At 49.1% G+C, this 22,978-nt stretch carries 21 protein-coding genes; 8 read left to right on the forward strand and 13 right to left on the reverse strand.

The window, feature by feature from the left end; translation table 11 throughout:
- Positions 1 to 137: 137 nt before the first annotated feature.
- Both ACN4EK_RS02825 and ACN4EK_RS02830 read right to left on the reverse strand, forming a co-directional pair.
- Positions 138 to 1,991, reverse strand: a complete 1,854-nt coding sequence (locus ACN4EK_RS02825; protein WP_431655942.1) for a bifunctional 3'-5' exonuclease/DNA polymerase — start codon at positions 1,989 to 1,991, stop codon at positions 138 to 140.
- A gap of 3 nt (positions 1,992 to 1,994) precedes the next feature.
- The gene (locus ACN4EK_RS02830) at positions 1,995 to 2,729 is read right to left on the reverse strand and encodes a hypothetical protein (protein ID WP_431655943.1); all 735 of its coding nucleotides are present in this window, start codon (positions 2,727 to 2,729) and stop codon (positions 1,995 to 1,997) included.
- Positions 2,730 to 2,800: 71 nt separating this feature from the next.
- Between ACN4EK_RS02830 and ACN4EK_RS02835 the strand changes: the two genes are divergently transcribed.
- From ACN4EK_RS02835 to ACN4EK_RS02850, 4 genes are read left to right on the forward strand one after another with little or no spacing between them, the layout of a single operon-like run.
- Positions 2,801 to 3,106, forward strand: a complete 306-nt coding sequence (locus ACN4EK_RS02835; RefSeq protein WP_431655944.1) for a hypothetical protein — start codon at positions 2,801 to 2,803, stop codon at positions 3,104 to 3,106.
- A 23-nt stretch (positions 3,107 to 3,129) separates the two neighbouring features.
- Positions 3,130 to 5,541: a M23 family metallopeptidase gene (locus ACN4EK_RS02840; RefSeq protein WP_431655945.1), complete on the forward strand. Its 2,412-nt coding sequence runs from the start codon at positions 3,130 to 3,132 to the stop codon at positions 5,539 to 5,541.
- 13 nt (positions 5,542 to 5,554) lie between these two features.
- On the forward strand, positions 5,555 to 6,112 hold the full coding sequence (locus ACN4EK_RS02845; protein WP_431655947.1) for a hypothetical protein: 558 nt from the start codon (positions 5,555 to 5,557) through the stop codon (positions 6,110 to 6,112).
- Positions 6,113 to 6,137: 25 nt separating this feature from the next.
- Positions 6,138 to 6,737 carry a hypothetical protein gene (locus tag ACN4EK_RS02850; protein ID WP_431655949.1) on the forward strand — a complete coding sequence of 200 codons (600 nt, stop codon included), beginning with the start codon at positions 6,138 to 6,140 and terminating at the stop codon, positions 6,735 to 6,737.
- A gap of 103 nt (positions 6,738 to 6,840) precedes the next feature.
- On the opposite strand, the gene ACN4EK_RS02855 is transcribed toward ACN4EK_RS02850, so the two are convergent.
- Positions 6,841 to 7,947, reverse strand: a complete 1,107-nt coding sequence (locus ACN4EK_RS02855) for a DUF5895 domain-containing protein (RefSeq protein WP_431655951.1) — start codon at positions 7,945 to 7,947, stop codon at positions 6,841 to 6,843.
- A gap of 211 nt (positions 7,948 to 8,158) precedes the next feature.
- Here ACN4EK_RS02855 and ACN4EK_RS02860 point away from each other — a divergent pair, with 211 nt between their 5' ends.
- Positions 8,159 to 10,045, forward strand: coding sequence for a type IV secretory system conjugative DNA transfer family protein (locus ACN4EK_RS02860; RefSeq protein ID WP_431655953.1), 1,887 nt, complete (start codon positions 8,159 to 8,161; stop codon positions 10,043 to 10,045).
- Positions 10,046 to 10,068: 23 nt separating this feature from the next.
- Here the strand turns inward: ACN4EK_RS02860 and ACN4EK_RS02865 are convergent, their stop codons facing one another.
- The 7 genes from ACN4EK_RS02865 to dnaX all read right to left on the reverse strand — a co-directional run bounded on the left by ACN4EK_RS02865 (position 10,069) and on the right by dnaX (position 17,646).
- Entirely contained in the window at positions 10,069 to 10,335 is a 267-nt protein-coding gene (locus tag ACN4EK_RS02865; RefSeq protein WP_431655955.1) for a hypothetical protein, read from the reverse strand.
- 58 nt (positions 10,336 to 10,393) lie between these two features.
- A complete protein-coding gene (locus ACN4EK_RS02870; protein ID WP_431655956.1) occupies positions 10,394 to 11,044 on the reverse strand; it encodes a hypothetical protein in 651 nt (216 codons plus the stop codon).
- A gap of 54 nt (positions 11,045 to 11,098) precedes the next feature.
- Positions 11,099 to 11,338, reverse strand: coding sequence for a hypothetical protein (locus ACN4EK_RS02875; protein ID WP_431655958.1), 240 nt, complete (start codon positions 11,336 to 11,338; stop codon positions 11,099 to 11,101).
- 189 nt (positions 11,339 to 11,527) lie between these two features.
- Positions 11,528 to 12,406: a recombinase RecA gene (gene recA, locus ACN4EK_RS02880; RefSeq protein WP_431655960.1), complete on the reverse strand. Its 879-nt coding sequence runs from the start codon at positions 12,404 to 12,406 to the stop codon at positions 11,528 to 11,530.
- 79 nt (positions 12,407 to 12,485) lie between these two features.
- Complete coding sequence (locus ACN4EK_RS02885) at positions 12,486 to 15,128, reverse strand: DEAD/DEAH box helicase (RefSeq protein WP_431655961.1); 2,643 nt, start codon at positions 15,126 to 15,128, stop codon at positions 12,486 to 12,488.
- Between the two features lie 107 nt (positions 15,129 to 15,235).
- Positions 15,236 to 16,201 (reverse strand): DNA polymerase III subunit delta, encoded by a 966-nt coding sequence (gene holA / locus ACN4EK_RS02890; protein WP_431655963.1) that lies wholly within the window; start codon positions 16,199 to 16,201, stop codon positions 15,236 to 15,238.
- Complete coding sequence (dnaX, locus tag ACN4EK_RS02895; RefSeq protein WP_431655964.1) at positions 16,198 to 17,646, reverse strand: DNA polymerase III subunit gamma/tau; 1,449 nt, start codon at positions 17,644 to 17,646, stop codon at positions 16,198 to 16,200. The genes holA and dnaX overlap by 4 nt, the downstream gene beginning before the upstream one ends.
- 183 nt (positions 17,647 to 17,829) lie before the next feature.
- Here dnaX and ACN4EK_RS02900 point away from each other — a divergent pair, with 183 nt between their 5' ends.
- Both ACN4EK_RS02900 and cydB read left to right on the forward strand, forming a co-directional pair.
- A complete protein-coding gene (locus tag ACN4EK_RS02900) occupies positions 17,830 to 19,275 on the forward strand; it encodes a cytochrome ubiquinol oxidase subunit I (RefSeq protein ID WP_431655965.1) in 1,446 nt (481 codons plus the stop codon).
- A 9-nt stretch (positions 19,276 to 19,284) separates the two neighbouring features.
- Positions 19,285 to 20,289, forward strand: a complete 1,005-nt coding sequence (cydB, locus tag ACN4EK_RS02905) for a cytochrome d ubiquinol oxidase subunit II (RefSeq protein ID WP_431655967.1) — start codon at positions 19,285 to 19,287, stop codon at positions 20,287 to 20,289.
- Positions 20,290 to 20,304: 15 nt separating this feature from the next.
- Here cydB and ACN4EK_RS02910 read toward each other — a convergent pair whose 3' ends face one another.
- The 3 genes from ACN4EK_RS02910 to ACN4EK_RS02920 all read right to left on the reverse strand — a co-directional run bounded on the left by ACN4EK_RS02910 (position 20,305) and on the right by ACN4EK_RS02920 (position 22,310).
- Positions 20,305 to 20,736 (reverse strand): hypothetical protein, encoded by a 432-nt coding sequence (locus tag ACN4EK_RS02910; RefSeq protein ID WP_431655969.1) that lies wholly within the window; start codon positions 20,734 to 20,736, stop codon positions 20,305 to 20,307.
- Positions 20,737 to 20,780: 44 nt separating this feature from the next.
- Positions 20,781 to 21,653 carry a tetratricopeptide repeat protein gene (locus ACN4EK_RS02915; protein WP_431655971.1) on the reverse strand — a complete coding sequence of 291 codons (873 nt, stop codon included), beginning with the start codon at positions 21,651 to 21,653 and terminating at the stop codon, positions 20,781 to 20,783.
- 135 nt (positions 21,654 to 21,788) lie between these two features.
- On the reverse strand, positions 21,789 to 22,310 hold the full coding sequence (locus ACN4EK_RS02920) for a hypothetical protein (protein ID WP_431655972.1): 522 nt from the start codon (positions 22,308 to 22,310) through the stop codon (positions 21,789 to 21,791).
- A gap of 337 nt (positions 22,311 to 22,647) precedes the next feature.
- Here ACN4EK_RS02920 and ACN4EK_RS02925 point away from each other — a divergent pair, with 337 nt between their 5' ends.
- A complete protein-coding gene (locus ACN4EK_RS02925; protein ID WP_431655974.1) occupies positions 22,648 to 22,977 on the forward strand; it encodes a hypothetical protein in 330 nt (109 codons plus the stop codon).
- The last annotated feature ends 1 nt before the right edge of the window (position 22,978 follow it).

Here is a 22,978-nt window from a genome sequence, read left to right on the forward strand (position 1 = left end):
TCCCACCCCTGACTCCGCAAAAATTGCTTAGGGAATACTTAGGGATCTTTAGCTTGTTTTTATTCCCTAAGTCCAGATTCACCCGTACTGCTTTTACTTAAGAAAAACTTAACTCGTCATAAAGGTAAAACTATTCCCTAAGTTTCATCGCCACCCCAACTAGCTGAAACTTTGATGTCCACAACCACCGGGATCGGATGCAGAAACTTCCGAGCTGCTGCAACCATGCAGCGACGTAGGAGATAACTGCTGTGCTTTGCTTCAGCAACAGGACACTCCAGCAGGATTTCATCATGAACTGTGCAAATCAGCTTCGCTCCTGTACCCGCCAGTACTTTGTCAAGCTTCACCAACGCCAATTTCGTGATATCCGCATTCAATCCCTGGACAGGATGGTTCAGCAATTCCGCCAGTCTGGGTTTATCTGCCCACCTGCGCCGCCTGCCTGCCAGGGTACGGCTCTCCCTTACTCCCCGGATGTAACTGCGCTTAATCGTCTCATGCCACTCTGCTACTCCGGTGTAGACCTCAAAGAATCGTTTTCGGAATGCTTTTGCCTGCTCTAGAGACAGAGTGACCCCGTACTTTGTCTCTGCATAGCTCTGAAGTTTGGCAGCACCCATGCCATAAATCAGCCCAAAGTTGATGGCTTTGGCAAGCCGTCGATCTTCCTCGCTCACATTAGCGATCGCTTTCCCCGTCACAAGAGCTGCTGTCAGCCGATGCAGATCCTCACCCTTACGATAGGCTCGTTGCATCCGGGCATCGCCACTCAAGCGGGCAACAATTCGCAGCTCAATTTGAGAATAGTCCGCTCGCACGATTTGATAACCTGGTGCAGCGACAAAACAGGTTCGGGCGGCAGCATCGCGAGGAATGGTTTGCAAAGGTGGATTGCGGCAAGAGAACCGCCCTGACCTGGCTCCGATCTGATAGTAGGTCGGGTGAATTCTGCCTGTCACCGGATGGATATGCTTGGGCAGGCTGTCGGCAAAGGTAGCAGTAATTTTGGAGAGGTGACGGTAGTCCAATAGCGCTCGGATCACAGGATACTGTTTCACCAGGGGAACCAGTTCCTTTTGATTGGTAGATTTTACTGAAATTCCAAATGTCTGAAGCGCTGCAAGTACCTGTTGGGGGGAGTTTGGGTTAATCGTATCCGTCATCTCCGGCAGCAAAGACATCTGATCTTTACCAGCGATCCGGAGTTGGCTGAGCTGATGAAGTGCTGCATCCCGATCGCTTTCCAGTTTCGCCCCCAATGTTTGCCAGCGGGAAAGATCTAGCAACATCCCATTCAGCTCCATCTGAGCTACCGCAGGCATACAGTGAAACTCCAGTTGGGCAATTTTGAGAAGCTGCGATCGCTCCAGCTTCTTGACCAGGATCGGGTACAGTTCCAATAAAATTGCGGCATCCAACGCCGCATACTGTAACTGTTTTGAGGTCAGGGGTTGGCTCCAATCACTGACCTGTTGGGTTTTATCCAGCGCTATATTCAATAGCTTTTGAGCAAGCGTCTGCAACGAGAGACTGGTTTTCAGTCCTGCCGTCAACACACGATAAGCAATTTGTGTATCGAAGAAGGGCGGCGCGGGTTGGAGTCCTGCCTGGGCAAGGAACTGCCAGTCGAATTTGCCATTGTGGGTAATTTTGATCGCAGGGCTGGAGAGGATCTGTTGGAGTGGGTGGCGATCGCAGGGAGCAATCTGAGGCAGATCAATGAGCATCACTGGCTGATTGGGGACTGCAAGCTGAATGAGCCGAATCGTATGAATGTGAGGATCTAACCCAGTTGTCTCGCAATCCAAGCCAAGAATTGGAGACTGTTCAAGCGAACGCAGTGCAATTTCAAGTTCTCTGGTCGATGTAATCAGACGATACGTAACATCCTTCAAATTAGGGTAAGTTTTGGAAATGGGCATGACTGGAAATGGATGGAGAACTATCCTGAAGGGGCGATAGCACCAACTATTTCCAGTAGCTCTCATGATTCAAAACAAACTGCCCTGCTCTGGTTGATCGGTTGTTTGAACTGGGGCAACCGCAATTGCTTCTGTCTTCCGATTGCGGCGTTTTCCCCATCCCTGTTGAGCCGCATGTTTCACTACACTTTGACGAATCGATCGACTCAGATCTTGAAAATCATTTTTGACTGTGCTGAATTCAATCGGATGACCACCAATCAATTCATAAAAATTGTCAGCCCCTTCTGGTAATTTATTGTGCTTCCGCATCACCTCATTACCTGCCCAAATGTAAAGGTCAGAATAGTCGCGGTGCATAGGTGCTTCAAAGCTGGCAGGCATCATATAGGTCAGCACTTCAGTGGGTGTAGCGTAGTCTCCCACTTGATCCTGCTCATATTCAGAAAGGATGAGATCAAAGCGATCTTTTACACAGGCAACCTTCAACCAGGTTGGAATGACATCACCCCACAAACTGCGGTGCAATACCAAGGGTCCCACTAAATAACGGACATGATGGATGGAAAACTCTGCCATTTCCAACATGCACGCTAGCAATTCTTTCGGAACGTCGAGGGATGCCAAAAGCCGCAACATTTCCAGGGTGCTGGATGAGCAACGGGTGTCTGGGGTAGCAGCATCTTTCGCTTGTTGAAGAGTTCGCACCAACTCTTCAGGAATAAAACTCAGTTGATCCACAGCGCAAGCCTCTTGTAGGGGTGTCCCTACAAACAGCCAATTGGCTGGAGCGTTGTTATCCACCTGGTTGAGGTCAGTACCGAGTCAAGCTTTATAGGCTGGCAAGCATATCGTTTCGTATGGATGCTTGCGCGATGAACACCGAATCAAATCCCGATTTCAATGCCACCCCCGACAGCAGTAGCGGTTATCAAACGGATGGCTATCAAACCACTGGTGCTGGTAGCGAACAGTCGATCTCTGGGGCGGGCACAAATCCCTGGCAAACCGATCACTTCAGTGATGGCTATCAGGAAAACATCTTTGAACAAAATTTTGGCGATACACCTTACTCAGAATCAGCCGCCAACCCCAACCCTCACTTGAAGGGCTATGGCAAGGGTTCCGCTTATCAGCCGAAAACAGAGCGTAACTTTTCCGCACCCGAACTGGAGCTTTAATTCCCTCAACCCGGTCTGATGTCATGAATACCCCACTGAGAATGCCAGACGGCTTCAAAAGGCAGCGTGTTCTGGCATGGCTCATTTCGCTGTGCTTGATTGTCATCAGCCTTTGCGGGCTTGTTGCACCTGCATCTGCTCGAACGATCGATGACGGCAGCCTACCCACGCGAATTCTAGAAATTGCAGGGAGTCAATCTGGATTGACTGCAACTCAAGTTTTGTTGCCTGACTGGAACCGGATCTCTTTATCACAAATGCCGGGTATCAGTCGCTCCGGCTCCATAGATGGCAAGCCCTACAGCCAAATGGTGGGGTACGACCTGAGCCGCCGTTGGAGTGCTGGCATGACTCCCGATCAGTATTTGAAGCTGGGGGATATTTCACAAGCATTTCAAGCAGAAGTATTTTCGTCAGGGGCGATCGCCCAACTCACCAACCTCGATCTCAACCAAGTTGCCCTGAGCGCGTTTACGTTGGCAGCCGATCAAACCCTGAGCCATTTAGCAAAAGTGGTGCCGGGGCTAGCACAAACTAATGTCCGGGCGATCGCGCCTGTCGCGGCGCTTTTGGTTGCCAAAGCCGTCGGCATTAATGTCTCTGATCAGACCCTGGCTGAAGTGCTGGCACAGAATCCTCAGATTGGACAGCTACGCTTAAAGGAGATTGATCTTTCTCGCTTTCCTGTCAACTCTATTCCCAACCTGGAAGCCGTTCAGCTCCAACAATTTGAGGGCTGGATGAACAGCTTTGTGAAAGGTATTCCAGGATTGGGTCAGGTGCCGTTAGGGTCAATGCCCAACCCGATCGCTGAACTGGGTAGCCTGGTCATGCGAGTTGATCAGGTGTATGGTCCAGCAGAGGCACAACGCAATAACACTATTTCTGGCTCCGATGTTCAAGGCTTTTCTGTCCCCTGTGCTGAAACGGATTGCGCCTATGTTGAACTGGATGATCTGGAGAACGCCGGACGTAGTGCGCGTGGCAGGCTGGAAGGCAAGCAATGGATTTCAGGAAAATATCAGGAAGTCCAGGGTGGCTGGGGTGTTTTGCGATCGGTGAATGGTGGTCGAGAACCTACAGGACGTTTGCCCTTCGGTTCTGCTTTCAAAGTTGTGGTGATGGAGCCAGATGAAACCACAGATACCGTAGATACTGCTCTATTCTTCCGTTTCTGTGCCAACGCGCTGGGCTGCACACCCTACTTCATTGGTCCGGTGCCGTTCTTCACCTACAAAGTAAATGCTTTGATGTTTGTCGGGGATTTGAGCGATCAACGCGCTGCCGCTGCCTCCCAACCCACTGGAGCTAGTCGAGAGTCTGGAAGTAACCGAACTGGTGCTGGAAATCAAAAGGAGGGCAATCCCTGTACGATCAGCGGCAGTAGTCAGCCCGTATCAGCACAGTCCATGCAAGGCATTAGTCTAAACGCATTGGCAAAATCGATCGCCAGCATCGAAAGTGCTGGAAGCGGAGGCTATCAAGCAGTTGGAGTTCATACGTGTGCGGATGGGGGCAGTAACTGCGGACGGGGGTTAGGACGCTACCAGTTCATGAGCTACAATCCCTATGCAGTGCAGTTAATTGCTGCAAAGCCAGGGGGGCAGGGATTCTTAAATCGCATTGGACAGGGCTACCAACCCACTGAAGCGGAACTGTTTCAGTTTTTTCCACCTGCTGATCAAGATCGCGCCTTTATGGCAGATCTCGCCAATAAAATTCAGGCGACGCGAGGACAGATTGATCCAACGACAGGGCAACCCTTTAGGGGCGATCGCTTACTAGAACGAGTTGCCCAAAAACATTTCGGTGGCGACTACAGCCGTGTCGATGGTGGAGGCTCTGATGCCTTGGGTCGTTTGAGCCTACGAGATTACGGTCGCGCTGCTGTGACTCGCTATCGCAACGGTGGTAATGGCACACTCACCTGTGCTCCCAGCGCCACCCTGACAACCGCTAATGCTTCTGGAACGAAAAGCAATGATACAACCTCGAACCGTGGGACACCCGGACAAGCTACCGGAAAGCTAACTAACCCTGCTCCAGGCTTTCCAGTGACCAGTGAATTTGGTCCTCGCTCCAGTCCCTGTGCTAGTTGTAGCTCTAATCATGCTGGCATTGATATCGGAACACCGATCGGGACACCGGTTCGGGCGGCTGATGGGGGCAAGGTTCTTTACGCAGGTTGGCTATCAGGCTATGGCAAAACCATGATTGTGGAACATGCCAATGGCAGGATGACGCTCTATGCTCACCTGGATTCAATGGACGTGAGCGCTGGCACAGCTGTTCGGCAGGGGCAGGCGATCGCCCGTAGTGGACAAAGCGGCTTGGGCACCGGACCCCACCTCCACTTTGAAGTGATTGAAGGTGCTACCCCCGGCAACTGGCGCAGCGGCTCTTCCATCAATCCTAGACAGTGGGTTCAATTCTAAGGAGGAATCAATCATGCAACCCCAGCAGCGATTTTCACTGAGATCCATTGGCAGACGTTTGACTGCAACCTTCTGGCTACCTTTAGCGGTGGGTATGCTGCTCACTATCGGCTTAGGGTATCTTCCGCTTGATGCTCAAACTACTGGAATCCCAGAAACCGTCAGTCGTTGTATTCCCCAACAAACCCGGCAACCCATTGTTCGGAGTGAACTGATCGGCTCTAGTCGATTACAAGGCAAGGATTATTACTTACTGGCAACTTACACCGAAAACAGCCAACCGCCGACTAATTTGATTATCGCGGTTACGAATGGACGCTGCGAGGAAGTGTTTTTTAACCCGATGGGCGATCGCGTTCCCTTTGCTAGTGTTGTTCCCCAATCGATAGCCCAGCAGTTGACGCTGGCACGATACCGCCAGGAAATTCAGCGTATTGGCAGAGATCGTTTTCAGCAACAGGTCAATCAGGGTGCTGCTGCCACCCGAAATCCTACCTGGTTTGCTGAGGAAGTCTGGGCACTCCGGCAGTTAGGCATTACCGTTCCCGCTAATGTTCAGGTGCAACAGTGAGTTCAAGTTGGAGAAAATATCCGCCATGATAGATTCATCTGCAAAACTGGCTCTAACTCAGCCGCAGGAAATGAATGCACCCACTCTTCCTCCACCGCCTCACTGGTTATGCCAAGTAGGATACTGGTTTCGCATCGGCTTTAGCTTTTTTCTGCTGCTATCAGTACTCATTGGGGTAGCAGGTTGTAGTTCTAGTGCGGCTACCGTTCCTTGGCAAAAAGCAACCACAGTAGTTCCTGAACCTGTTTTAGAGCAAGTGATTCAATCAAACACAGATTTGGATGTGGCACAGGCAAAAGAAACCTTGCTTGCTTGGTCTGTAGACGGAAAAGAAGGTAAATTGACTCTGTTCAATTTCAACACCCCCAATTTATGTGGAGCTTTAGGTTGTCTCTACACTGGCTACTGGTTGAGAGAGAATCGATCCGCAGTAGAGGTTTTCCAGAGCTATCTCAACCCTAACCTTCCAGCAAATAAACTTCTGTTTGAGGTAGGAAAAGATCGGGGTCAGGCTTTGCCCTGTTTGGAGGTGTTACAGATGGAGAGCGATCGCCTACGGCAATTGAATTATTGTTTCAATGGCGATCGTTACCAGCTTGCCGATAGTCAACTCTTCACGTCCTGAATGACTTTCAACATTAGTCCTTCAGCAGCAAGCAAAAAAGCTGCTGTAGCCAATTCAGCTCCAGCAGGGGTTGATCCAAAACAATTAATAGAGATAAGTTAGATTACTCCTCGTCATCATCCAAGTCATCATCTTCAAAATCAAAGTCATCATCATTCAGCTCAGCATCTGAGTCATCCAAGTCATCCAGGAAATCTTCATCCTCTTCAATCGGTTTGATCTTTCGAGGAGATTTAGTAGAGGATTTGGCATTCAGGGCTTTACCAGTTACACCATTCTTGTGAGGCGGCAATACTTCTACTTCAACCGCTTCTACCTCACCTGGCAAGGCAGGCAGAGATTGAGGTTCCGTGAATCCTGCGATCGCATCATGCTGCTGCCAGATCAGCGATTTTGCTGTAGGAGTGCCCAAATAGAGGAGAGGCAAGGTTTCGATCGTCGGTTTGGTATATGCCACTGTCTTACAGCAGTCGTGTTTGTTCTTGCCTTCCCCTTCCTTAACGGCTTTGAACTCCACCTCCAACACTCCCAAACTCCGCCATCGATCGTTCTTGCCGCTGAAAGGCACATTGAAGTAGTCAGCAAATGTTTTTTCCAGGGCACGGTAGAACTCCTCACGGGCTGACTTAAAGCTCCAGAGCGCGACATTTTTGAACCGCACTACGATCGGCATCGTATGCAGGGGTTGATTATCCTCATCCAGAAACAACAGCGCATGTTCTGAGCAAACATCCATCGCTTTCTTGTCCAGGCTATTGCGGTACTCATCGTAGAGTCCCACAACCGTACCGCCCAAATCTTCCACATCCGACTTGTAGCGAATGTATTCCGGCACAAATGCCAGCACGAGCAACCGGGCTTCCGTAATCAAAAGACCCGTCACATCTTCAGTGAAAGTAACCGTCGTGAGGTCATCTTCATCCGGCATGGCAAGCCAGCCCGCCTTTTCCAACTGATCGATCGGAATCAGAATCCCGGCTGGCTTGTCATTAACGACAATGCCATAGGGCAACTGCGGTCGGCGCACCTGATTGTAGACATCGCTGAGTAGGTCTGTGTCAACCTCAAAGTCTTCTGGCTCCATCCTGTCGGTTCGAGCCGCACGAGAGTTGGTTGTCGCAGTTGATTTTGGTGATTTGGGAGTAGCCGTCTTAGCACTCGTTCTGGCAGTGCTGGTAGAGCTATTTCTGGAGTTCGTTGATTTAACCATTGCAGTGCAGTCAAATGAATTATCCCAACGCTGAGGCGTTAGCCTGACGCTATCTGAAACAGAATTTGGGTATTGAGCCTTTGGACATCGCGAACCGACAAGTCAGCGCAAGCTGTCGCATCTCCTCACCCCCTTAAAAAATGTCCAGGTAGCTGATCCACTGACCAACCTGCAATCGTTAGGATTTTCGCTAAAATCTTAGCCTTCTGCTATGCCTCTCCCCTTGCCGACCCATTGGAACTCCCTTTCTGGCAGTAAAAGCAATACATCTATTGCTTTGATGCAGGTGCCATCCTACTCCCAACCACTGGCAGCGATCGACTTTGGTAAAATGCTTCAGCAATACAACAATCCTCAAGGTTGGATGATGCTGGGTGGATTACTGGTTGTATTGTTGCTGCTCCGCATCAGTGGATCGGGTAAGGGCAAGATTACGACAGGCAAGCTATGCGGCACTGCCGAGAAACTATCTGCAACAAGCCTGTCGCGCAAACAGATTCGGGAGCGCAAACACAATAAGGTAACGCTTTGGTCTGGCACACCCCGCTATTGGGCAAAAGGCGCATGGTGCGGGGTAATGACAACCATCCAAACCACATTGGGAGCATCCCCAACGGTTTGGTTTCCCAGTTCTGAACGAGGTACGTTAGTCATTGGTGCTCCTGGCTCTGGAAAAACGTACTCTACCATCGATCGAATGCTGGAGAGCGCGATGCAACAAGGCTTTCCCATTCTGCTCTACGACAAAAAGGGTGATCAGATGCGCCTCCATGCACCCCTGGCAGCGCGGTATGGTTATCAAGTCAGAGTCTTTGCACCAGGAGAAGCCTTCAGTGGCGTGATTAACCCGTTGGATTACATGCGGGATGCACAAGATGGCGTGATGGCGGGTGAGATCGGTAAAGTCATTAATCGCAACGCCAGGGAGGGCGATGGTGGACGGAGCGATGAGTTTTTCACTAAGGCAGGAGACTTATTGGCAAAGGCATTGCTGCAACTGGTTAAAGGTTCCCGTTACCCCGACATGGCAATGCTTTACGCCGTGCTGCGCCTGCCTAACTTAGTGCATCGAATTGACTATGCGGTGCAATCTAAACAGTTGGATGAATGGGTCGCTACCTCTTTTGTGCAGTTCCTCAGTGCGAAGGACGCTGAAAAAACAATCTCTGGTATCCTAACAACCGCCGCAGGCACCTTCTCATCGTTCATTCAAGCAGATCTGCTCCGCGCCTTTATTGGCAAATCCACGATTCCAACTCGCTTGGAAGGACGAGAGATCGTAGTATTCAAGTTGGATGATGAGCGTCGCAGTGTGGTGGGTCCGCTACTGGCTGCTGCAATTCACCTAATGATTGTGGGCAATCTCAGCACACCCCGCAAAGACCCGCTGATTATCTCTCTAGACGAGTTGCCCTCGATCAAGCTCGATCGCCTGCCGCAATGGATTAACGAATACCGCTCCAATGGCGCTTGCTTCATCCTGGGCATTCAAAGTTTGGATCAACTTTATGACATTTATGGAGACAAGATGGGCGCGGCGATCGCCTCTGCCTGTAGCACCCATGTCTTGTTCAATCCCGGCAATCATAAAACGGCTGAGGATTACTCGAAACGGTACGGTGAAAAAGAAGTGCTGATCAAAAATCGAACGACGGGGCGATCGCTCGGTGGACAAATGAGCCGTTCGATTAGCTGGAGTGAGAATCTGCAAAAAATGCCGGTGATCAGCGCCGATGAAATTCTCAAATTTCCTCAAGGCAAGTGCGTGATCACCAGTCCTGGCTATAGTTCAGGTGGGCAGGCATCGATTCCTTATCCGTTGATTATTCCTGTCTCTAAGGCAGATGAGAAACGTGCAAAGGAAAGTGAGGCATTATGGGAAGCGCAAGTGCGAGCAGGCTTGGAGAGCCAAGTAATTATGCCAAACGTAGACGCACTAACTCAAGCCTTGTATGAGCGAATTGAAGAAGCAGAACGAATGTTACCACTCCCAGATGAAGTAGCAGCATCAGACTCATCAACAAAAAGTGGTGTTGAAACGGATGCACTCGATCATTTCCCTAAACGGAGTTTTACAGCGCCGGGATTACAAGAATAACTATCGCGAGGAAAACAAACCCATCAACGATTCTGTCTACGATCTAAACTACGAATCTGCAATTCCTGCCACCAAGTTGTACTCCGCTCTGTCAATCCTTCTAATCGATAGAGCCATTGGTAAGACTGTTCCTCTGTTTGTACACACCACATTCCCACAATTGTTCCAACTTCTTTAGTCGTCCTGACTTTAACGATTTGGAAGAATGAAAACTCTGGCATTGGCACCGTTGGATTTAAAACTGGAATTGCGCGTGTTGGATCATTTGATTGTGGCGATCGTGTTGTCATGACGAATACCTTGCATTCTTTCAAATAAGGGGTGGAGTGAAATACTGTTAATTTCTTGCTAGAGAGGCACTTCTGGAATCGCATCTAGGTTCAACAGCACCGAATAATCAGTGTTCGTGTGGATTTCAGGCACTGGAAGGTTGATAGGCTGCGTCAGGAGCTGTATTAACCACTGCTGCGTCTGATCCTGTTGCGTTTGATCCCACTGCAATCGGAGTTTTTGAGCTGGTAGAACTGGATGCAGTGCCAAACCAATCAGGGATAACTTCTCTGGAGGAATGGCGTAATGCACAGACATCACCCAAAGCTTTACAGCATCTTGCCAGGTTGGTTTTGCAGAGCGAATCGCCCATTCATAAAGTCTGGGTATCCCTCGTCGAAGACCATAGTTAACCTGAACTTGAATGAAAATTGGAGCGTCCCCAGTCCTCAGAGGAGCAACCATTGGCACATCAAGCCAGAGTTTCTTCCTACCCTGGAAAAGCTCTGGAACCAGTTCTTGGACTTCAGTGACCCATCGACCAATCAATGGGTGAGTATCCAAAAGAGGTTGCACGGGCAGTCCCAGAAATAGCTGTTTCATCAACAACTGGAAATTAGCTGGATCGGCTGGATCAAATGCAAATTCTGATTCATGAGTGCATAACCCCAAAAGAGGCTGTTGGCTTTGATGGATCTGATGTAGATCAGCCAGGGTAAAAAGTGCCATAGGTAAGAAGGGATAACTATCCTACCTATGCGGCGGTTGTCGCCGCTACAGTCTCTATCTAGGCAGTAGCGGCTCGATTTGTTGGGTAGCCAGACTGGCTTCTAACAACTTTTCCCAGGCGCGATCGTCCAGTTGTCCCATCGCTTGAATACAAGTTGAAAATTGCTGCCACTTCTCTTGAGCATGTTGAAACTGTGGATCAAATCCAGTTACATAGCAGAAAGTTTCAAATCCGTTGTCCCAGTAGAAGGTGCCAAGCGCTTTTCTGAGTTGATGAAATTGAGCAGGTTCCATAAGTATTGCTGAAAGGGATGTCAAAACTGCCCATTTACCCCGCTAGGGGAGAAAAAATTACTGTCTGAATTCAGACAGCATTAACTGGCTCCAAATTTGAACCACAACGTTGTGGTTCGAGAAGTTGTCGTTTTTGTGGGAGATCGTGGTAGTCCAGTTTCAGGTTGCAGCTGGTTTTGGTTGGAATCATTAGCGGCACAGCAGCAAATCGCTGTCTACCTGCCCGTTGGTTGCAGCAAGCTCGTTGAGAGTATTGCCTTTGAAGATGCCTTTACCAAAGATCATGTCAACTTCTGCCGCTCGAAAGGGTGGGGCAATCTTGTTCTTTGCCACCTTAACTTTGACTCGAATACCGTATTCCTCACTTCCTCGTTTCAATGTCTGAATCCGGCGAGTATCCAACCGCATCGAAGCATAGTATTTGAGAGCATTACCACCTGTGGTGGTTTCAGGATTACCATAAACTACCCCAATCTTGAAACGCAGTTGATTCAGAAAAATCACTGTGCATTGACTATGCAGGCAATTCATTAAGCGCCGGAGGGCTTTGCTCATCAACCAAGCAATAGAAGTTGTTGGAAAATCACCCATCTCTGCTTGAAGTTCTGCCTCTGTCACCAATGCAGCCACGGAGTCTACCACAATCAGATCAACACTCTTGGAACGCACCAGTTGTTCAACCAGTTCCATTGCCATCTCACCGCTATTGGGTTGACTGACCAGCATTTGATCGCTAGCGACTCCGATCGCAGCGGCATAAAGTGGATCGAGGGCGTGTTCCATATCGACAAAAGCGGTGATACCTCCAAGCTTTTGCATTTCGGCGATCGCCTGTAATGCCAGTGTGGTCTTGCCGCTACTCTCTGGTCCATAAACTTCAATAATGCGCCCTCTGGGATAGCCTCCTCCCAATGCCAAATCTAGTTCAGTTGAGCCACTGGAGAAGGTTTTCACGTTCATATGACTAGCATCCCCCAGGCGCATGATGGAACCATTGCCAAATTCTCGGTTGATCGTCGATAGGGTGTGCTCTAGATCCGATTTTTTGCTTACCAGTTTGTTAGCCATCGTTCTTAAAAATGAACAACCGACCTCCATTTCTGAAGATCGGCGGATGTGCAGCGATAGCTGACGGTTAACCAGTTGATCAGGAGCTAATTTCTGTCCCAGTTTGTGCGGTGGGTAAAGCGTTTCTCTCAACCAACGGCTCTGCCAACGCATCCAACAACACCAACCCCAGTTGCTTCAGCAAAGCCGTATTGCCATCAGGACAACCATGTTGAATCAGGCACTTGGCACAACCCGCATCACAATCACAGCCACGGGCGATCGCAGCGGCAGCACTCGCAAGTTCAGCCATATGTTTAAATACAGCTTCCGAAGCTCCATTTCCGCCGTCGCTGGTGTCGTAGAAATAGCCTGCGTACTGGTTGCGATCGCCAGCTTCCTTAACCACCGAAAAATTCACCTCTCTGGGGTCAACTCTGGCAAATAGTTGGAGCGATCGCAGGATTTGATGCCCAAAGCTGTGTATGGCGATCAGGCTACTGGAATGCTCCCATAATTGCTGATAGCCGGGTGGAATTGGCTGCCCACTGCGACTCAAGCTAGTTCTTGCTTCTCTAGCAAAGGTTTGGAGATAGTCTCGCGCTGTTGAGTCGATCGCCACTTTGACAATAGGGGCTGAAAATTGAGTGCGGTAGGGCTGCTCAAAACTTTCCTCAGATAGGGTTTTGATAATTAGTGCCTTGCGGGTTGGCTTGCTGCAAAGTGGACAGCGGCGCTCGTCTGGTAATGGCTCCTTGTAGTTCAAACACCGTCGGTTCAGACAAGTCTGTTCATACAGCTGTGTCATCAAACTGTACCCGCTGGTGATATGGCTGATTTGCCCATAGCTGAGTTCAAGCGTTAGAGCGGCAGGTAAATCAGCAATCCCCTCCGCACGGGGAAATTCTAAAGGCAATGCGACCGGATTGGTTAAAGCCTTCAGGCTGCTGGTTTCCGATTGAGTGCAGGCAACCGTGAAAAGGGGACTTTCCGGCACTTGGTTTAGAATTGCCTGCTTACTGGTCAAATCGAGCGAGATGCACTGATAGGTCAACATTTGTCCGTCGCCATCTTGCCGTTTGTAGATGGCATGGGGATGCACTTCCCGATAGGCAATGTCCTCTGACACTTCCTCCAGTGCTTCGCCCGACTCAGCATCCATCAGTTTGACGGTCGTTTGAGACACACCTCCCCGAAAGTTGACATCTTTATGCGGGTAGCCCCGCGCCCACAGCCCATTACGCCCTTTATTGAGATGTCCTTGAGCCATTAAAAGTTTTGCAACTTCGATCCCAGCATTTCCAAAGTAATGCTTGATTTTGCTGGTGGGAATGCCCGTTTCTGCTGCGGCACAAAGCAGATGTTTAGCCGCAAAGATGGGATATTCATCATTGAAGAAAACGTCCTCCGCTTCGCCAGAGATCAACAGTTCTGGATGCTCTGTGATGTAGCGGTCGATCGGATTAAGAGCATTGGGAATCAGCACTGTCATTCCCGGTTTGACACGTCCGGCTCGACCGCTACGCTGCTGATATGCCATCTTGGAGCCGGGCCAGCCCCGTAGAACACAGCACTCCAGCTCAGGTAGGTCAATGCCAGCTTCTAAGGCTTCCGTCGCAATAATCCATTGAATGATACCGGACTGGAGTTGTTGAACTACTTCAGCGCGGCGCTCTGGACTGATGCCGCCATAGAAAGCAGCAACCATGTTTGACTTCAGCAGTCCCGTTAGATCCCTGACACTCCGGCGCGAGTTGCAAAAGGCAATCCCGGACTTCTCTTGAGCTAACAAGAACTGAATAATACGAGCTGTATCCGCAGTCAGGTTGTAGCTGGGTTGAGTCACAACCACTTGGCGATGGGGTGCCGCAGCTCCGCTCCTATGAATCCAAATGAGAGGCTTTGGAACACGTTTAGTTGGCTTCAGTCCGGACAGCTTTTGGGCAAGCTGTTTCGGGTTGCCACAAGTTGCACTCAGAAAGATGAATTGCAGGTCTCTGGAGCAACCGCCATAGTGATCCACTGCTAACCGAATGCGACGGATCAGCCAAGCCATATTGGCTCCATAGCTACCTGAGAGCGTATGTGCTTCGTCAATCAGCACGTAACGTAATTGCTGATAGAAGGTTGCCCAACGCTGCGATTTCCAGGCTTGCTTAAGTTGAAAGTGAATCAGTTCTGGCGTGACCCCCAGTATATGAGGGTCGGACGCGAGAATTTGCTCCCGTTCTTCAGTCTTGACATCCCCTGTCATCATTGCCAATACAGGACGGACGGCAACAGACATTGCTGAGAGCAACTCCGAGATCTTATGAAACTGATCCAGCGCTAGTGCGCGGAGTCCATAAAACGCCAAGGCCCGGTGTTCCTGCCTCATGCAACCTTCTAAAATGCCAGGGTAGGTGCTGAGTGTTTTGCCGCTGGCAGTGGGAGAGGTGAGAATCAGACTTTTGCCTGCACGAATGGCTTGCAAAACCTTGTGTTGATGGGAGTAGAACTGGTGAATCCCCTGAGCATGAAGAGCCTCAACCAATTCAGGCGGCAAATCAGCAGGAATATCTTTCAAATCTGGCTCCTGTGCAGGAATGGTTTGCTGCCAAAGCAAGTCTTCTCCAAGAAATTCAATAATGTTGGTTGGTTCAGAAGGATGATTGTCAGCGGAATCTGGATATTCCGCAGTAGAGGTTGTCGGAGGTGTCCAAAAGCTTTGAAGCAGGGCACCGTAGTTCGGTGTAGTTGTCATGGTCGTTGCCTTCGCTCACTGCCCAAAAACATCCCCCGTAGGGGAGGGAAGGGCAGAAACCTGCAATTGTGCAGGTATTAAAGTTTCAATCTCCTGAACTATCCAAATCACTTTGAGTGAACAAGTTGGAACAATCGTGTGATCACAAGCAAGAACGACAGGATAGAGTTTGCGTTGACATAACCTTGCTTAATTGCCATTTCTAGATCCACCAGTTTTGTGACTGCCTGAATCAATGTTCTGAGGGGCATGGTTGCGACCTCTTGTCGCAAATAGTAAAGCCGATTAGGATTCCCCACGTTGCACAGTTGAGCAATTTCAGTGTTGTTCTGAATACCTCTCACAAGCGCACTTTTAACCCATAGCCAGGTTCTAAACTGGGTCAGTAGAGTCGCAACCATCACCAGCATTGGCTCAGAGCGAGCCAGCAATTCGTCGATCAGACGCACCACTGCTTCACTTTCCCCGTTGCGAACCGCCTCCGCTAGTTGCAGATTGCTCTGAGTCTGGCAAGGAATCAGGCTTTGTACTTCAGCAAGACACACGGGCTGACCATTTGTATAGATTGCTAGCTTGCGGAGTTCTGACGTAGCCCGGATCATGTCATTGCCGATCGCTTCTGCCAAATATTCAAGAACATCTTTGGGTAGTCGCAGTTTCATGCGCTTTGCTTGAGTGGCGATCGCCTCTGCGATCAGATCTGTACGCCAGGGCGGAATTAGTGAAAGCTCGAAACACTGACCGTGCTTGATCAAATGCTTGTAGATTTTCAGGCGCTTGTCCACATTTGTTGCCAGAAAGACAACTATTGTGGCATCCGGTATCTGAGCAAGTTGCTGCAAACTTTCTAACTGGATATCACCCCATTGTTTCAGATTGCAGTCTTCTACGACCACAAGCCGTTTACCACCACTGAGCGAGGGTGTTCGTGCCGCACTCATAGCTTGTTCCAAAGCACTGGATGAGAAGCGATGATAGCAAAGCTCTAACCACTGTGGATCAAGTTCTGCTTTGTATTGCTCCAGTTTTTGTCGGATGGCAAATTGATCATCTCCAACCAATAGGATAATCATGCAGATCTCCCATTCTTGGTAGGTGTGAGCGTTCTGATCAATACAGTTAGCGGCTTCGAGCTATGGGTAACTCGCTGAAGCATTCGAGCGATCGCCTGTTGATTCGCCTCAAATTTTGCAAACGAGGCAGGGGCAACTTCCAGAATTGCCTTAGTGCCTTGTAGCTTGGTCAAGCGCGCCTGAGTCAATAATTTCTGGGTTCCTGGTTTAGCCGAAGCTACAACTTTTTGCCAGAGAGTTGCTAAATCAGTAGGTTTGTGACCTGTGGTTGTCGAAGCTGGCTCAGAGATTGTTTTACGGCTGTGCCCATTTTTACCTGCTGCCTGCTTTGCCTCTGGAGAGCTGGAGGGGATCGATCTCAACATCGGCATCAAGTTCAGCAAACACGTCTCTAGCCAGACAGCCGCGTTGGTTGTATTGCGAAGATAGATCTCGGCTTTCTGCAATTGAGCCAGAGATTGATTGAGTGCATCAAAATCCCAGTGAGTAGCAATTACCTTTAGTTGGTTGTAGTTGACAGGACTGGTGAGCAAGTCTGATGCTTTAGGAGCCGATTTGAGAATGAGCAGATCTCGGTAGGTTTGGAGTAAGCTGCTGAGGATCAGTTTGGGAGTTTTGCTAGAGTCTACCAGCGTTCGTGCCAATTTAAGGAGTTGAAATGTATCGTTGGTGGCGATCGCATCGAGTACTGCCAACAAGTCTGTTTCTGTCACTCCCCCGGTCATTTCAATCACATGGTTCGCGGTCACGGCTTCACCCAGCAGACTAACCTGCCCCAAAAGCTGAAGGGCATCTCGCAAGCCTCCCTCAGCAAAACGGGCGATCGCCATCAAAGCCTCATTCTCGACAGCGATCGCTTCAGCATCGGCAACCTCTTGCAAGTGTTGAGCGATCGTTTGAATGGAAAGCGCACGAAAATGAAACACCTGACAGCGACTCACAATCGTTGGCAGTACCTTATGCAGTTCTGTCGTACAAAGAATAAAGACTACATGAGGTGGCGGCTCCTCAATGCACTTCAGCAGAGCGTTTTGGGACTGGGTGGTTAATTGATGTGCTTCGTCAAGAATAAAAATCCGGTAGCGTCCCTGCACGGGTGTAAGGCTACTACGCTCAATTAAGGCACGGGCATCATCCACCCCATTATTGGAAGCTGCATCAATCTCACTGACATCCAGACTGTTGCTGGCTTCGATCAAGCGACAAGACTGACAGGTGCCGCAGGGTTCATCGGTAGGTCCGTCAAAACTCAGACAATTGAGAGACTTGGCAAAGATACGCGCAGTAGAGGTTTTACCAGTGCCTCTAGAACCTGTGAAGAGATACGCCGGGGCTATGTGCATCCGGTTGATGGCATTGGTCAAAGCGGTTTGGACGTAGGGTTGTCCAACCAGTTCTGCCAGGATTTTAGGGCGATATTTTTGGTGTAAGGCGTTAGTCGGCATGGTGATATCGGTTTAATCATCATGGCGATCGCCCCTAATCAGGGGCAGCGATCCTGAAGTAAACCTTGAAATTATCGAGGTTTGACGCTCTGTCGCTTGCTTTGGGGCAGTTAAATCGCTACACCGTTGATATAGATACCTGCTTGAGGCTTGATTTATTTCTTTTGGATTTAATTTTTTGTCATGATCGATTTGCTGTCCAATACGGTTGCACTGTCACGAATCCAATTTGCGCTAACTGCAATTTTTCATATGCTGTGGCCCGTCTTGACAACCGGGATGGGAATTTATTTGGTAATTATTGAAGGGCTGTGGTTAAAAACGCGCAACTTGGATTACTATCACCATGCTCGGTTTTGGTCGAAGATCTACGTCCTTAACTTTGGGATTGGCGTAGCCTCCGGGCTACCAATGGCATTTCAGTTCGGCTTAAATTGGGCACCGTTTTCGGAAGCCGTCGGTGATTTTTTTGGCACCGTCCTGGGATTTGAAGGCACGATGGCGTTTATGTTAGAGGCAAGTTTCCTCGGCATTATGCTGTTTGGCTGGGAACGGGTGCCCCCGGTCATTCACTTAATTTCCACGATCCTGGTTGCCTTTGGCGCAAATTTATCCACCTTTTGGATCTTGTCAGCCAATTCCTGGCTCCAAACCCCTGCCGGTGGAACATTTGTCAACGGTAAATTTGTCGTCCAAGATTACTTCCAGGCGATCGCTAATCCGTTTATGGTCAATAGTTTCCTCCATATGTTTTTCGCGACTTTGGAGACTTCACTCTTTGTGATTGGTGGCATTAGTGCCTGGTATATCTTGAAGCAGCGGCAGCCTGAATTCTTTGCTAAGTCCCTAAAAGTGATTTTGGCTGTACTCATTCTCGTCGCTCCCCTGCAAGTCTTTGTTGGACATTTGAGTGCAGAGCAGGTCTATCACTACCAGCCTGCTAAGCTGGCGGCGATGGAAGCCCAGTGGGAGACTGTTCCGGCGGGTCAGCCTGCGGATTGGAGTCTGGTGGCGTTGCCCAATGATCAAGCCGAGCAGAATGATTGGGAGGTAAAAATCCCTGGGGCGTTGAGCTATCTCTTAGAACTCAAACCCACGCTGGATCAACCTGTCAAAGGCTTAAGGGAATGGCAACCGGAAAATCGTCCTCACATGGTGGGTTTGATTTACTATTCCTTCCGCATCATGGTGGCGATCGGATTATTTTTTGCCGCCCTCATGGGGATCAGTGTGCTCCAGTGGCTGCGCGGAAAGTTTGCCGCAGAGGCGATCGCCCAACAAAAATGGCTGATGCGTGCCTGGGTCCTGGCGGCTCCATTGGGCTATTTAGCCGTTGAAACGGGCTGGATTGTCCGCTGTGTTGGACGACAACCCTGGATCGTTTACGGGGAACTCCGCACGGTTGACTCTGCCTCCAATTTACCCGCTGGTGAAGTCCTGTTCTCGTTGCTTGGTTTGACCAGCCTGTATCTGGTGTTTTTCATAGCCGCGCTGTACTTTGGTAGTCGGATTGTGCGAAAAGGTCCCAATCTAGAATTACCTGCTCCAGTATTTGGGAATCAACCCAAACTGGGGATCGAGCCAGCTCAACATGAACCTGATCACCGCCCTGCGGAGGCGCAACAGTAGGAGGCAAGCATGGAACCTTTACAGCAGTTTTTGCCTCAAGTCTGGTTTTTTATTCTGGGCTTGTTTTTATTTCTCTATGTCCTGCTGGATGGTTTTGATCTGGGGGTTGGGATTCTCTCCCTTACTGCCACCAATGAGGACCGGCGCAGTATCTTGATGACTAGTTTGGGTAATGTGTGGGATGCCAATGAGACCTGGCTAATTTTGATGGGCGGTTCGCTGTTTGGGGCATTTCCCCTGGCCTATGCCACCATTTTGAATGCCTTGTACCTCCCTGCGGTCATTATGGTCGTGGGCTTAATTCTGCGAGCCGTTTCGTTTGAATTTCGGGAAAATGCCGATCGCAAATTCATCTGGAATATTGCCTTTGGTGTCGGAAGTTTCTTGGCGGCATTAGGGCAGGGTTTTGCATTGGGCAGTGTGTTTGAAGGCATTACGGTAGATGCGTCCGGACATTTTGCGGGTGGAATTTGGGATTGGTTGACCTGGCGCTCGGTCGTGGTGGCGCTGACCTTGATTCAGGCGTATGTGTTGGTCGGCTCGGCTTACCTGATCTTGAAAACTTCTGGAGAATTGCAAGAAACCCATTACAAAACGGCGACGATCGCTGCCTGGACAACCTTTGCGGGTGCAGTTTTCATTACCATCAGCACTCCAGCTTTTTCAGAACAGGCGCGATCGCAGTTGTTCACGGCACCGCTGGTGTATATCTTTGGCTTAATTCCCCTCTTAGGTGTTTTACTCATTGGTCTGCTGTTGCAGAGCTTGAAACGGCGGGAAGAAGTGACACCACTGATCTGGACATTTCTGCTATTCTCGCTCTCATTTATCGGATTGGGGTTTGTTATTTTCCCTAAAATCATTCCCCCCAGCATCACCATCTATCAAGCCGCTGCTTCTCCCAGTTCGCTCGTTTTTATGCTGACCTTTATTGGCTTTTTGATTCCAATTCTGTTGGCTTACACAATTTATAACTATGTCGTGTTTCGCGGCAAAGTTGCAGGCGATTATTAGAGCCTGAAAGCAGTTTTATGGAAACTGCTTCATGCCAAATTCCGAGGGACGACGCTTTACAGCCGTGAATGCCTGTATCGGAGACATTTGTGGCACATGACAAAACCAATGCTCAGTTGGCATTGCTTGGGGATCATCGGGGATAAACTGATCACTCCAGACAATTACAGCGATGAATTCTTGGCGAGGATGATAGCTTGCCAAGAGCGTAATCAGCTCTTTTTGCTGTTGCTCATAGGCTGCATCCACTGATGGGAAAGAAGCGGAGTGATTGTCTTTGGCACAATACTGAATTCTGACTCGATCCATCGTTGTCGCTGAATTTAATACCAGAGCGACAAATATATAGCCTCGACCCTGATTTTGAAAGCCCTTCCAGGCAATCGCAGCCAGGATTGTTTCATAACTGTTCAATACTTGAACGGCTAAATTGTGTCGCCTTTGCATTTCTTCAGGTAATATCAACGGCGTAATCGTCCTCTCCTTACGACTTATCCAATGGTGGACGGAGAAGCTTGGATTTTGTGGAGCAGATTGAGGGTCTGTCGATGGGCAGTGACGTTCCCTTGACTCAGGAACTGTTGAGCCGCCTGACGCAGATTCGCGATCGCTTTGTCCTGCTCTCCTAACTGATGCTGAATTAGCCCACGATTAAGATACGCCTGAGCATAGTCCGGATCAATCACCGTAACCTGACTAAAATCTTCTAGAGCCGCAGTTTCATTCCCCAAACGATGATAGGCGCAGCCCCGATTAAACAAAGCTCTGGCATCACTGGCATGATAGTGAATCGCTTGAGTTAAAGCCGCGATCGCCTCTCGATCTTGACCCAACATCAAGTAAGCCACTCCTTGATCGTTATAAATCAAAGTAAGGGACGCGGTATCGAGGGAGGAAACTTGTCGTAAGGCTTCACCATAGTCTACAACCGCTTCTCGATACTGACCTTGCTCGACGTATGCCAGCCCCCGATTGTAGTGCGCCCGATGGTCATGGGGTTTGATTTGAAGCAATTGGGTGAAGTCGGCGATTGCTGTTGCGTATTCCCCTAGTCGATAGTGGGCGAGTCCTCGGTTTAGGTAGGCTTCGGCATTATTAGAAGTCAATGCGATCGCTGTTGTGCAATCTGCGATCGCACTTGGATAATTTTGCAATTCAATATAACTTAAACAGCGATTTCCATAGGCTGCGCTGTAGTTCTCATTTTCTTGAATCGCCTTAGAAAAGGCTTCAACAGCAACGGAATAGTTTCCGTCATTGAATAAAGCAACGCCTTCCTGAAAATAGAGTTTTTCAGGACTTGGAATGCTTTGAGATGTGGCTGCAAATACAGGTGACACCATCAGCAACAGCGAAATACTCACTGCAACCAAAAAACTGAGTATAGGCTGATAGAGGTGGATCATTTCCGTGCGTTCATCTTTGCATTCAAAGCAATCTCAAAGGCGAAGGAGATGATGCATTGGCTCCCCCATCATCTCCGCATCCTGATTCCTTCCTTAATGAGGGCGTGATACTACAAAATCACGTCTGAATGATGCAATTAGCCACTGTCCAACCGTGAGAGTGATTGCCCAAAATAACTCTTTACTGAACATCCAACCAAAGACTTCAAATGTTAACCCATAGCCTCCCAAAGTATTCCAGAATACCGTGTGCAGCACTTCAACGATCATCAGCCCCAATAAACTCACCACGCTAACCCAAAGTAGATGTTCAAGGGGTGACTTTTGCATCAGCTTGGGCTTAATCGCGGCTAATCCCGTGGTCAAAACAATGCCCAACCCTGTAATCAACATCCAGATAAGGGATGCTATAAGGCCTGAATGGTTCGGGTCTCTGTAAATCTGAATCGAGTTGACAAACCAAACTAAGGTCATCACTCCGATCGCACGTTTAGGCAATAGTGTTGTTCCAGCAACAGCAGCTAACCCGACTAGAGGTGGATGAGAATCAATAATGCTAAGGATGATGCCAATCCCAATGAAAAGCAAAGACCAGAGCTGTTTGGGTGAATTCATCACAAAGTCTCCCCACTCTTGGGTTTCAGAAAGTGAGGTAGGGGGTAACACAGAAGAAAATTTCATTCAGGCTCCTTTGAGGAAATTGACACATCGTGTACCACCCTAACTGCGTCGATTAATTTCTATCTGTACTTTAGAAAAAGGTACCTTCGCTTAAGATGACCAATCAATATGGATTCGTCAAAAGACTGATTGTCAAACATGACAATATATTTACAAGACAAAATTTAGCAAGACAAATCTGAGTCAGTATGACACTTTGTCTTTTGACAAACTTGAATCAGGCTTGTAAGTTAATCCAGGCCAACTCTGTTTAAGTTTTAGGCTGAATTGTATGACTCGTGAACAACCGAAATCCAAGCGGTTAAAGCTTGTTGAGATAGGCATTGCACCTCACGATGGTATTTTCTCAATCGGAGTTTCTCCTCATGGATTAATTTCAATCGGTGCCATTCCTCATGGATTGATTTCGATTGGGTTTGTCCCAATGGGTGTCATTTCGATTGGGTTTGTCTCAATGGGGCTGTTCAGTGCCGGAATCATCACAATGGGATTAGCCAGTTTCGGCAAAGTCAATATGAGCTTAAAACCGCTTAATCCAGTTGAGATGCAGCAGCAACCCTCGGAGACAGAGATGAGTCCTCATCATCATATGTCTCACTAAT

Source organism: Pantanalinema rosaneae CENA516, assembly GCF_050753385.1.
Lineage (GTDB): Bacteria > Cyanobacteriota > Cyanobacteriia > Leptolyngbyales > Leptolyngbyaceae > Pantanalinema > Pantanalinema rosaneae.

Coding starts and splice junctions, on each gene's coding strand:
- dnaX (WP_431655964.1), bottom strand. CDS start 17,646: ATGCCGACTAACGCCTTACACCAAAAATATCGCCCTAAAATCCTGGCA.
- ACN4EK_RS02835 (WP_431655944.1), top strand. CDS start 2,801: ATGAACACCGAATCAAATCCCGATTTCAATGCCACCCCCGACAGCAGT.
- holA (WP_431655963.1), bottom strand. CDS start 16,201: ATGATTATCCTATTGGTTGGAGATGATCAATTTGCCATCCGACAAAAA.
- ACN4EK_RS02855 (WP_431655951.1), bottom strand. CDS start 7,947: ATGGTTAAATCAACGAACTCCAGAAATAGCTCTACCAGCACTGCCAGA.
- ACN4EK_RS02875 (WP_431655958.1), bottom strand. CDS start 11,338: ATGGAACCTGCTCAATTTCATCAACTCAGAAAAGCGCTTGGCACCTTC.
- ACN4EK_RS02900 (WP_431655965.1), top strand. CDS start 17,830: ATGATCGATTTGCTGTCCAATACGGTTGCACTGTCACGAATCCAATTT.
- ACN4EK_RS02850 (WP_431655949.1), top strand. CDS start 6,138: ATGATAGATTCATCTGCAAAACTGGCTCTAACTCAGCCGCAGGAAATG.
- cydB (WP_431655967.1), top strand. CDS start 19,285: ATGGAACCTTTACAGCAGTTTTTGCCTCAAGTCTGGTTTTTTATTCTG.
- ACN4EK_RS02870 (WP_431655956.1), bottom strand. CDS start 11,044: ATGGCACTTTTTACCCTGGCTGATCTACATCAGATCCATCAAAGCCAA.
- ACN4EK_RS02840 (WP_431655945.1), top strand. CDS start 3,130: ATGAATACCCCACTGAGAATGCCAGACGGCTTCAAAAGGCAGCGTGTT.
- ACN4EK_RS02925 (WP_431655974.1), top strand. CDS start 22,648: ATGACTCGTGAACAACCGAAATCCAAGCGGTTAAAGCTTGTTGAGATA.
- ACN4EK_RS02885 (WP_431655961.1), bottom strand. CDS start 15,128: ATGACAACTACACCGAACTACGGTGCCCTGCTTCAAAGCTTTTGGACA.
- ACN4EK_RS02860 (WP_431655953.1), top strand. CDS start 8,159: ATGCCTCTCCCCTTGCCGACCCATTGGAACTCCCTTTCTGGCAGTAAA.
- ACN4EK_RS02845 (WP_431655947.1), top strand. CDS start 5,555: ATGCAACCCCAGCAGCGATTTTCACTGAGATCCATTGGCAGACGTTTG.
- ACN4EK_RS02865 (WP_431655955.1), bottom strand. CDS start 10,335: ATGACAACACGATCGCCACAATCAAATGATCCAACACGCGCAATTCCA.
- ACN4EK_RS02825 (WP_431655942.1), bottom strand. CDS start 1,991: ATGAGAGCTACTGGAAATAGTTGGTGCTATCGCCCCTTCAGGATAGTT.
- recA (WP_431655960.1), bottom strand. CDS start 12,406: ATGGCTAACAAACTGGTAAGCAAAAAATCGGATCTAGAGCACACCCTA.
- ACN4EK_RS02910 (WP_431655969.1), bottom strand. CDS start 20,736: ATGCAAAGGCGACACAATTTAGCCGTTCAAGTATTGAACAGTTATGAA.
- ACN4EK_RS02920 (WP_431655972.1), bottom strand. CDS start 22,310: ATGAATTCACCCAAACAGCTCTGGTCTTTGCTTTTCATTGGGATTGGC.